Origin of the sequence: Kineococcus vitellinus, assembly GCF_009906315.1 — a bacterium.
Taxonomy (GTDB): domain Bacteria; phylum Actinomycetota; class Actinomycetes; order Actinomycetales; family Kineococcaceae; genus Kineococcus; species Kineococcus vitellinus.
The window spans coordinates 1-10,129 of record NZ_JAAALL010000162.1 but is presented as its reverse complement, the minus strand read 5'-3'; the positions used below and the strand labels follow the sequence as shown (position 1 = coordinate 10,129).

Below are 10,129 nucleotides of genomic sequence, written 5' to 3'. Positions count from 1 at the left end.
CGGCGGCTGGCCGTGGCTGTACGCCGAGCACGTGCTGCAGGCCGACGAGGGCGCCGACCTGGACTTCCTGCGCGGCGCGCGCGGCAGCGCGGTGCCCCGCGACTCCCACTGAAGCGCCCGCAGCACCGCCGCCCAGGACGGCTGCCGACCTGTAGATCCCGAAGACCCCGAAGACCCCGAAGACCCCGACCGACCGACTCGATGAGGAGCCACCCCGATGAGCACCGAGAACCTGCCCTCGAGCCCCTCACGCTCAGCTGCACCGGGCCGCCGGGACCTGCTGCGCTGGGGAGCCGGCGGAGCCGCCGCGCTCTCCCTGCCAGCACTGCTGACCGCCTGCGGCGCAGGCTCGGACGACCCCGCAGGCGGTGGAGAGGCCAGCGCCACCCCCGTCAGCGCCTCAGAGCGTGAGGCTGCGCTCAGCGCCACGAGCACCCTGACCGTCTGGGACTGGGTGTCCGGCGTCGAGAAGCAAACAGCGCTCTTCGAGCAGAAGTACCCCAACATCACCGTCAACCTGGAGAACGTCGGCAACGGCGCACCGCACTACGCCAAGGTCCGCACCGCGGCGAAGGCGGGTTCCGGAGGCGCTGACGTGGTGCAGATGGAGTACCAGTTCATCAACTCCTTCGTCGTCACCGGCAGCCTGCTCGACCTCGCTCCGCTCGGAGGCTCCGAGCTGTCCTCGATGTACCCCGAGTGGGTCTGGCAGCAGGTCTCGCGCGATGCTCGCGTGTACGGAATCCCCGGGGACCAGGGGCCGATGGGGATCCTCTACCGAGACGACCTCTTCCAGAGCGCCGGCGTCGGGCAGCTGGCCACCTGGAACGACTTCACCACCGCCGCCTCCGCGGTGCGGGCAGGTGGCGGCTACATCACCAACCTGCCGCCGAACAACCCGGGTGAGTTGATGGGACTCTTCTGGCAGGCTGGGGCCAAGCCCTTCACCTACGACGGCGGCAAGACGGTCGGCGTGGACCTCGTCAACGACACGACCTCGCAGGTGATCTCCTACTGGCAGGATCTCATCGACCAGGACCTGGTCTCCGTCGATCCCGACTTCACCGACGCCTGGTACCAGGGCCTGGCCAGTGGAAAGTACGCCAGTTGGCTCACCGCCGCGTGGGGCCCGACCTTCCTGCAAGGCTACGCGGGCTCCACCGCAGGGTCCTGGCGCGCCACCGGGCTTCCGCAGTGGAGCGCCGGTCAGGAAGTCAACGGCAACTGGGGCGGCTCGTCCTTCGCCGTCATGAAGACCAGCAAGAACCCGATCGCCGCGTTCGAGCTGGCCAAGTTCCTCAACAGCGATCCCACCTCGGTGCGCGTGGCCTCCGACGAGCTCTTCTTGTACCCGACCCTGCAGTCGGTGCTCGAGGACCCGGCCTTCTTGGACCAGCCGGCCGCCTTCTACGGGGGCCAGACGGTCAACCGCACCTTCGCGGACCTGTCCAAGACCGTGGACACGGACTTCGACTGGCTGCCCTACATCGACTACGCCTACACGAACTTCAACGACACCTTGGGAAAGGTCATCTCCGAGAAGGGTGAGTTGGCCGACGGGCTGCAGCAGTGGCAGGAGGCCCTCGTCTCCTACGGCGAGAAGCAGGGGTTCACCATCCGATGAGCGCCGTCGCTGCTTCCGGGGCAGGCGCGCGCCGCCCCAGGGTCTCGGCGATGCGCCGCAAGCAGCACATCGCCGCATACGTCTTCGTGCTGCCCTTCGTCGTGGTCTTCTTGAGCATGCTCGTGGTGCCGCTGGCCTACTCGGGCTACTTGAGCCTGTTCCAAGTCCGCTTGGTCGGTGGGCAGGTGTTCAGCGGTCTGGCGAACTACGCGCAGGCTGCCACGGACCCCGCGTTCTTGCAGGGCCTGGTGCGGATGGCCGTCTTCCTGCTGGTGCAGACGCCGATCATGCTGGGGCTGGCCCTCTTCTTCGCGCTGGCGCTGGACAGCAGCAGGGCGCGCGGCGCGGGTGTGCTGCGGCTCCTCTTCTTCGTGCCGTACGCCGTGCCGGCCGTGGTGGCGACCTTGATGTGGGGTTACCTGTACGGCCGGGACTTCGGGCCCATCGACCAGGTCGTCACAGCGGTCGGGCTGCCGGCTCCTGAACTACTGGCTCCCGGCCGCATCCTCGGGTCGATGATGAACATCGTCACGTGGGAGTTCGTGGGCTACAACATGATCATCATGTACGCGGCCCTGCGGTCGGTGCCCACCGAGCTCTACGAGGCCGCGGAGCTGGACGGCGCCAGCCAGTGGCGCATCGCCTGGAACATCAAGATCCCCTCGATCTCGTCGGCGATCATGCTGACGGTCGTCTTCTCGGTGATCGGGATCTTCCAGCTCTTCAACGAGCCCAGCCTGCTCAAGTCCGTGGCACCCAACGCCATCAGCAGCTCGTACACCCCCAACTACTACGCCTACAACCTCGCCTTCGTGAACCAGGACGTGAACTACGCTGCAGCGATCGCCTTCACCCTCGGCTTCGTGATCATGGTGCTCTCCTACGCCGTGCAGCTGCGCACGACGCGTCGTCGTGAGGTGACCTCGTGAGCGCATCCGTGGCGCAACCCCCGGCCCAGGGGGCTGCGGCCGCGGCACCGCTTCCCGCGAGAGCGCCGAGCCGATCGGCGAGGCTTCGGACCAGCCGGCCCCTCACGGTGCTCCTGTGGCTGTGCGCCCTCTACTTCGTCGCGCCGCTGGTGTGGCTCTTGATCGCCTCCACCAAGGACAACGACGACCTCTTCTCCACCTTCGGGTACGCCTTCGGGCACTTCAACCTGCTGGAGAACCTGCGCGGCGTCTTCACCCTGCAGGGCGGCATCTTCCTGCGGTGGGTCGCCAACACCGTGCTCTACGCCGGCGTCGGTGCCGTCGGGGCGACCCTCATCTCCACCATGGCGGGGTACGCGCTGGCCAAGTACGACTTCCCGGGGAGCAAGGTCCTCTTCAGCGCGACCCTCGGTGCGATCATGATTCCGTTGACGGCGCTGGCGATCCCGACGTACCTGCTCTTCAGCCAGGTCGGGTTGACCAACACGCCCCTCGCGGTGATCCTCCCTTCCCTCGTCAGCCCCTTCGGGGTCTACCTCGTGCGCGTCTACGCCGTCGATGCAGTACCCGACAGCCTGCTCGAGGCCGCGCGGGTCGACGGCGGAGGCGAGTTCCGCATCTTCTGGCAGGTCAGCCTGCGACTGCTGATGCCCGCGGTGCTCACGGTTCTGCTGTTCGCGCTGGTGGCGACCTGGAACAACTACTTCCTGCCGCTCATCATGCTCAGCAGCTCCGACCTCTACCCGCTGACCGTGGGCCTCGCGCAGTGGCAGTCGACGAGCACGACCGGGGGCGGGGGCGCCCAAGCGCTCTTCCCACTGGTGATCACCGGCTCGGTCGTCTCCGTGCTGCCCATCGTCGCCGCCTTCTTGTACCTGCAGCGCTACTGGCAGTCCGGATTGGCCACCGGCGGCGTCAAGGAGTGATCGCCGGAGCGCGGCTGCCCTCCGGGCCCACGTCGTCACCCCTTCCCCACCATCCCTCTGCCCACCACTCCTCTCTCACCACCCCTCACCTGGAGCACCCGTGACCCCAGCAACTCCCCAGCGCCCCCTATCCGTACGGGGTAGTGAGTTCGTCACCGCCGACGGCACGGCCGTGCGCCTGCGCGGCCCGAACATCGGAGGTTGGCTGCTGATGGAGAACTTCATCACCGGCTACGCCGGGAATGAGTCCCTGATGCGGTCAGGCGTGCGCGCCGTGCTCGGTGAGGACCGCAGCGAACGGTTCTTCGAGCGGCTCCTGACCGCCTTCTTCGGCGACGCCGACGCGCAGTTCCTCGCCGACCGGGGCTTCAACTCCGTGCGCATCCCGGTGAACTACCGCCACCTCGAGGACGCCTCCGCTCCCTTCACCATCAAGCAGGAGGGCTTTCGACACCTGGACCGCGCGATCCAGGCGTGCGCGGCCCGCGGGATCTACTCGATGATCGATCTGCACGCCCTGCCCGGGCACCAGAACCAGGACTGGCACTCCGACAACCGTACGCACGTCGACACCTTCTGGGACGACCGCACGGCGCAGGACCGGGTCGTGACCATCTGGGAAGCGATCGCCGACCGGTACCGGGAAGACCCCTGGGTCAGCGGCTACAACCTCATGAACGAGCCTGCGGACTCCACGAGGCAGCGGGTCGGACCCTACTACGACCGACTCCTGACGGCGGTACGGGCTGTCGACCCCGACCACATCGTCTTCCTCGACGGCAACACGTACTCGACCGAGTTCGACATCTTCGGCGAGCCGCAGGACAACGTCGTCTACGCCCTCCACGACTACGTGCCCTCGGGCTTCGGTCGCGGGGGTCCCTACCCCGGCATCACGGACGGCAAGTGGATCGACCGCGACGTCGCGGAGAAGACCTTCCTGAAGCGGTCTGCCTACGCCCGCGAGACGGAAACTCCGATCATGGTCAGCGAGTTCGCTCCCATCTACACCGGTGATGCCGAGCAGGACGCTCAGCGCCGGCAGATCCTCGCCGACCAGCTGGAGATCTACGTTCGCGACGGCGTGAGTTGGGCTTCGTGGATGTACAAGGACCTGGGTCGCCAGGGCATGGTCGGCGTGCGTGCCGACACGCCCTACCGCCGACTCTTCGACCCTTTCGTCGCCAAGAAACGACGCCTCTCGATCGACGGCTGGGGCGGCGACGAGGTCGGTCCGCGCGAGGTCACCCAGCCGGTGCGCGACCTGCTGGCCCGCGAGTTCCCCGACTTCGACCCCTACCCGTTCGGCCAGGCGCACTTCGTGAGCCGGCTGCTCTTGAACATCCTCCTCGCCGAGCCGATGGTGCAGGAGTACGCGGAACTGCTGCGGGGACTCGACGATGGTGAACTCGACGCGCTGGCGGACTCCTTCGCGCTCGACTCCTGCGAGGTGCGAGAGTCGCTCCTGACCCAGCTGCAGGCCGGCTGAGCGGCGTCATGCTCTCCCGCTGCCTCGGTGTGGTCCTCGCCGCGCGGGTCGCGGCGGGCGCCTGGCGCCTCGAGCGGGACCCTCTCGAGGCGCCAGGCACCAGCCGCTGCCGCGCGTCGACCTGCTCGCCGGCGTCGTCGCTGACCACCACGACTTCGAGTCACCGCAGTACCACCACCTGGTCGGCGTCGCCGCGGTGGTGCGGGCTCATCGCCGGGTCGGTGTCGTCATGGCGAGCGAACATGCCCGCCTGCTCTCGGGGGGCGACCTCGCGCCTGACGGTCCAGTCGCCCCGGTCCTCCCCGACGTGAGGCTGCGCGTGAACCACGAGGCCTGCGACGTGGCGGGCCGCACGTGATGGAGGACGATGACCCAGGACACCTCCCCGAAAGCGAGGGCGCCGCACCGCAGGCACGCTGAGGGCCGTATGGGGCTTCTGGTACCGGACGACTCCCCGGCGATGGCCGCAGGATCAGCGCCTTCGCCAGTGCTCGCGCTCAGGTGCAGCGATGCTGGCGGGGCCAGCAGCTGCACCCGATCCGGCGCGGTCTGCTGAGTGAGCCCAGCGCTCCCAGCGCCTGGAGCGTTCAGCGCACCTGCAGTGGGTGGTGGCATCGTCCGCGCTGCAGCGAGCACCACGCGGGACGAGCCGAAGCTGCACCTGCTCCAGCAGCCGACGGGTGAGGTGCGGTAGACACCCCGACACCCCCGTGGCTCAACTGCCGCGGGAGCGATCCGGCTCCTACCTGCACCCGCACCCCCGCCAGGTGGCGGGAAGCACCCGCCACCTGGCAGCCTCCCTCAGCGCCGGCCCTGTTGCACCCTGCGAGGAGCGTCACCGCTGACGCCGCCCAGCTTCCCGGGCCTGCCACATCGAGAGGTCGACGATGACCACCACCAGCACCACCAGCACCCCCCGGAGCCCCGAGGACGAGCCGATCCACAGCCCGGCAGGATCGCCGGCGGGACCACCCGTCCCCTTCGACCCCGAAGCAGCCGCAGCGCTGGCCGCGATGGGCGGCTTCCCGCCCATCACCCCCGACCTCATCCCCGTCCTGCGCCAGGGCCTGCCCGGTCAGGAGCCGCCCACCGACGCCGACCTGACCCGCGACGGGGCCTTCGAGGTCGAGGAGCGCACCGTGCCCGGCCCAGCCGGCGCCCCCGAGGTCCGCCTGCTCACCTGCCGCCCCACCCGCGCCGGCTCGCCCGCCGGCACCACGAGCAGCGCCCCCGCCGGCGACTCGAGGACTGCGAGCGGGGCGGTGTACTGGATCCACGGCGGCGGCATGATCGTCGGCGACAACCGCGGCGGCGTCGACGAGGCGCTGGACTGGGCCCAGGAGCTGGGCCTGGCGGTGATCTCGGTGGACTACCGCCTGGCTCCCGAGACCCCGCACCCGGGCCCGGTGGAAGACTGCTACGCCGGGCTGGTGTGGAGCGCCGAGCACGCCGGCGAGCTGGGCATCGACCCGCAGCGCATCGTCGTGGCCGGTGCCAGCGCCGGTGGTGGGCTGGCCGCCGCCGTGGCGCTGATGGCCCGCGATCGGCGCGGGCCTGCCCTGGCCGGGCAGCTGCTGATCTACCCGATGATCGATGACCGCAACGACAGCCCGTCGGCGGTGCAGATGGCCGACAGCGGCACCTGGGGACGCACCGCCAACGACACCGGCTGGAACGCGCTGCTCGGCAGCGCCCGCGGCAGCGCGGACGTCTCCGCCTACGCCGCCCCTGCCCGCGCGAGCGACCTGTCGGGCTTGCCGCCGGCCTTCATCGACGTCGCCTCCGCGGAGAACTTCCGCGACGAGGACGTCGCCTACGCCAGTCGCATCTGGCAGGCCGGCGGGATCGCCGAGCTGCACGTGTGGCCCGGCGGCTTCCACGGCTTCGACGTCTTCGCCCCTCACGCCGGCATCTCCCGCGAGGCGAGGGCGGCGCGGCTGCGCTGGCTGCACCGCCTCCTGGAAGCCTGAAGTCGAAGCCTGAGGTGGAGGCTCGGGCCGCAGGAGCCGAGCCTCGAGCCTCCACGTGCTGAAGCGGCGAGACACGGACGAGGCACGCACCACGAGGCACACGCCACGAGGCACTGCTCGCCGCGTCGTTTCCAGCGCGCACGACAGCAGCGGCACGATGGCAGGGGCACGATGGTGCGCTCGAAGCTGCTGCCGTCGTGCGTGTCAGGGTGAAGACGGTGCGCTCGGGCACGGGGACGGTGGCGAGAGCGCCACCTGGGGAGGGAGCGGCGACGTGCGGGACCTGACGGTGCGCCTGGCCGCGCTGGACCCCGAAGCCGGCGCTGCGCTGCGGGTGGTGTCCTACTTCGATGAGCTGGCCGCCGCGCACGCCGGCGTGCACGCCATCGTGCGCGGCGCCGCCGTGCTGACCGGCCACCCCGCCGGCCTGGTCGACACCCGTCGCCACCTGCGCGTGCGCGTCGACGCCGAGGGCACCACGCGCCCCGACACGACCGCACACCCCGCTCCCAGCACCGGGGCCGACGCCGACGCCGACGCGGACGCCGAGGCCAAGGCCAAGGCCGGGAGGGGCGCAGCAGAGGCGCCCGGGCCGGCGGCGGCGTGCGCACCGACGCCGGCCGATCCGGCGTGGCTGAGCGCCCCCGTCGACCAGGGCGCCACCTTGTGGCTGGAGCGCACCGGCACGGCGCGGGTGGTCGACGCGGTCGTGCTCGAACGCGCCGCCGCGCTGGCACGCGCCGTGCTCGAGCGCACCCGCCCCCTACCGCGAGGCACCGGCGCCGCCGGGGAGCAGGACGGCGCCCTGCTCGATGTGCTCACCGACCCCGCCGCCCCGCTCGATGCGCGCCGAAGAGCCGCCCGCGCCCTGGGCCTGGACCCGGCTGGACCCGTGCGGGCCATCGCCCTGGCCGATGGCCGGGTGCACGTCCTTCCCGCCCACCAGGCCGAGGAGCACCCCGAGCACCCCGTGCACCCCGTCTCGTTCACGCAGCGCGCCGGCATCGGGCCGGCCGTACCCGCCGTGGAGGCGCCGACCTCGCTGGCCGCGGCCCGGCGCGCGCTGCGCTTGAGCGCCGAGGGCACACCCACCGATCCCGGAGCGCGCACCGTGCACGCCGAGCACGTCCAGGCGCTGCTGCTGCTGGCCGAGACCGTCAGCGCCGGCACGCCACCCATCGCCGACGTCGCAGCGCTCGATCGCGCCGCGGCAGCCGCGCCGTGGATGCTGACCACCCTGCACGCGCTGGTGAGCACCTCCACCGGGCGCGCCGCGGCCACCCAACTGGCCATCCACCACTCCACCCTGCAGGAACGCCTGGCCAGCGCCGAGCGCTTGCTCGGTTGGAACCTGCACACCCCCGCCGGCCAGCACCGGCTGCACCTGGCCATGGCGCTGCGCCGCCTGCACCGCAACTCCACCTAGAGCCGCCCCGACCTGGACCGGCACCGGTCGAACCGGCCCCAGATGCAGTTCTACGCCGGTACCCAGTCTCGATGGTCGACCAACGAGCGGGTGCAACGACCTCGCACGTGCCCAGCACGTGAGTGATCGAGCAGCAGCCGAGCACGCAGGGCGCCTCGTGTACCGCCCCGACGTCCCCAACACCCCCGCACGTCTCCGCGCACCCACAGACGGCCGGAACGCTCGCGCAGGTACCTGCCGCTCCACATCGTCGCCGCCCCGGTGCACGCACCACCGCCGCAGGAAGCCTCGCCTTGCCGGCACCTGGGGTGTGCGCGAGCGTGGACGTCGTGCCCAGCGCGACCCGCCAGGACTCCCGAGCTGTGCAAGCACGGCGCCGGCCGCCTTCGCGCCACCGCTCCACAACCAGCCACGAGGCCACCGCGGTGACCGCGCCCGCCGTCGTCACCGAGGACACCGCGCCCCGCACCGGGAGTGAGCCGGCGGCGGCGGGCTGCGCCGGCGCCGAGCCCGCGTGCGAGGTCACCGGCAACGGGTCCAGGTCGGCCTCGAGGTCGGCGCCGCACCACGCCGCTCGGCCTTCGGCGGGCTCCCGGCGGTGACCGGCCGGGCACCCGCGGGGAAGGTTGTCCGCCTCCCTGGACCGGTGGGGTTCGTGATGGGCGGCGGAGGGAGCCTGGGCGCCGTCCAGGTGGGCATGGTCTCGGCCCTGCAGCAGCACGGCATCCTCCCCGAGCAGATCACCGGCACCTCCGTCGGAGCCCTCAACGGCGCCGTCCTGGCCGCTCACGGCGAGAACGGCCCCGCGCTGCTGGCCTCGATGTGGAAGAACCTCACGCGCGAGAGCGTCTTCCCCGGCAGCCTGGTCAGCGCCGTGCTGCGCCTGCGCCGCACTCGCACGCACGCCGTCAGCGCCGCCGCCCTCGAAGCCCTGGTGCTCAGCACGCTGGACACCGGCACCTTCGAGGGCCTGGATGCACCCCTCGCCGTCCTCGCCCTGGACCTGAGCACCGGCGACGAGCACGTCCTGGACTCCGGCCCGCTGGTCCCGGCGCTGCTGGCCAGCGCCGCGATCCCCGGCGTCTTCCCCGCCGTCCGCGTCAGCGGCCGGGACCTCGTGGACGGTGGGGTCGTCGCCAACGTGCCGGTCCGGCACGCCGCCGCGCGGGGCGCCGGCTGCCTGGTGCTGCTGGACACCACCGTGCCGGCTCCCGCGGGCTCCGGGTCCCCCGGCATCGGCGACATCCTGGCCCGGGTGGCGCAGATCCAGTTCCGCGCTCAGCTGATGGCGGCCCTGCCGGCGGTGGCGGCCCGGGTGCCCGTCGTGTGCCTGCCCGCCCCCGGCGCCCGACGCGTCGACCCCACCTCCTTCGAGCAGAGCGCCGCGCTGTCCCGGGACGCCCACGAGCGCACCGACGCCTTCCTCGCAGACCTGCACGTCGACGGCCCGGGCATCTACGGCGAGCCGTTCGCCCGCTACGTCGCCGGCGCGGCCAACGCCCCCGCCACCGCGGTCCCCGTGATCGGCGCGTCGTGATCGGTGCAAGGCGCCCGGATCCGTCGCTGCCAGCAGGCCCACCTCGGCCCCGCCCCTGCTGTCCGGGACGGTCGCGCAGCACCACACCCTGGAGGGGACCCGGACCTGGAGAAGGTCCCATCGTCGTCCAACACCGGAGGAGCCCAGCAGGGGTGACTGGCGCACACCGCCTCGGTCCAGCGGGTCGCCGTCACACCCCGGCACCCCGGCACCCCGGCACCCCGGCAC

The 10,129-nt window shown here is 71.5% G+C and carries 7 protein-coding genes; all 7 read left to right on the top strand.

Annotation, left to right across the window (positions count from 1 at the left end; genetic code table 11):
- Positions 1 to 217: 217 nt before the first annotated feature.
- The 7 genes from GTQ99_RS14355 to GTQ99_RS14325 all read left to right on the top strand — a co-directional run bounded on the left by GTQ99_RS14355 (position 218) and on the right by GTQ99_RS14325 (position 9,901).
- Positions 218 to 1,624 carry an extracellular solute-binding protein gene (locus GTQ99_RS14355; protein WP_166616419.1) on the top strand — a complete coding sequence of 469 codons (1,407 nt, stop codon included), beginning with the start codon at positions 218 to 220 and terminating at the stop codon, positions 1,622 to 1,624.
- Positions 1,625 to 1,674: 50 nt separating this feature from the next.
- Positions 1,675 to 2,553, top strand: coding sequence for a carbohydrate ABC transporter permease (locus GTQ99_RS14350; protein ID WP_166616418.1), 879 nt, complete (start codon positions 1,675 to 1,677; stop codon positions 2,551 to 2,553).
- Complete coding sequence (locus GTQ99_RS14345; protein ID WP_166616417.1) at positions 2,550 to 3,479, top strand: carbohydrate ABC transporter permease; 930 nt, start codon at positions 2,550 to 2,552, stop codon at positions 3,477 to 3,479. Before GTQ99_RS14350 ends, GTQ99_RS14345 begins: the two co-directional genes overlap by 4 nt.
- 211 nt (positions 3,480 to 3,690) lie before the next feature.
- Positions 3,691 to 4,968, top strand: coding sequence for a glycoside hydrolase family 5 protein (locus tag GTQ99_RS14340; protein WP_166616416.1), 1,278 nt, complete (start codon positions 3,691 to 3,693; stop codon positions 4,966 to 4,968).
- Positions 4,969 to 5,855: 887 nt separating this feature from the next.
- Positions 5,856 to 6,938, top strand: coding sequence for an alpha/beta hydrolase (locus GTQ99_RS14335; protein WP_166616415.1), 1,083 nt, complete (start codon positions 5,856 to 5,858; stop codon positions 6,936 to 6,938).
- A gap of 274 nt (positions 6,939 to 7,212) precedes the next feature.
- Positions 7,213 to 8,364, top strand: a complete 1,152-nt coding sequence (locus GTQ99_RS14330) for a helix-turn-helix domain-containing protein (protein WP_166616414.1) — start codon at positions 7,213 to 7,215, stop codon at positions 8,362 to 8,364.
- Between the two features lie 646 nt (positions 8,365 to 9,010).
- A complete protein-coding gene (locus GTQ99_RS14325) occupies positions 9,011 to 9,901 on the top strand; it encodes a patatin-like phospholipase family protein (RefSeq protein ID WP_166616413.1) in 891 nt (296 codons plus the stop codon).
- The last annotated feature ends 228 nt before the right edge of the window (positions 9,902 to 10,129 follow it).

Bases quoted from the DNA above. Each gene is read 5' to 3' on its own strand.
- GTQ99_RS14340 (WP_166616416.1), top strand. From the start codon at position 3,691: ATGGAGAACTTCATCACCGGCTACGCCGGGAATGAGTCCCTGATGCGG.
- GTQ99_RS14355 (WP_166616419.1), top strand. From the start codon at position 218: ATGAGCACCGAGAACCTGCCCTCGAGCCCCTCACGCTCAGCTGCACCG.
- GTQ99_RS14350 (WP_166616418.1), top strand. From the start codon at position 1,675: ATGCGCCGCAAGCAGCACATCGCCGCATACGTCTTCGTGCTGCCCTTC.
- GTQ99_RS14335 (WP_166616415.1), top strand. From the start codon at position 5,856: ATGACCACCACCAGCACCACCAGCACCCCCCGGAGCCCCGAGGACGAG.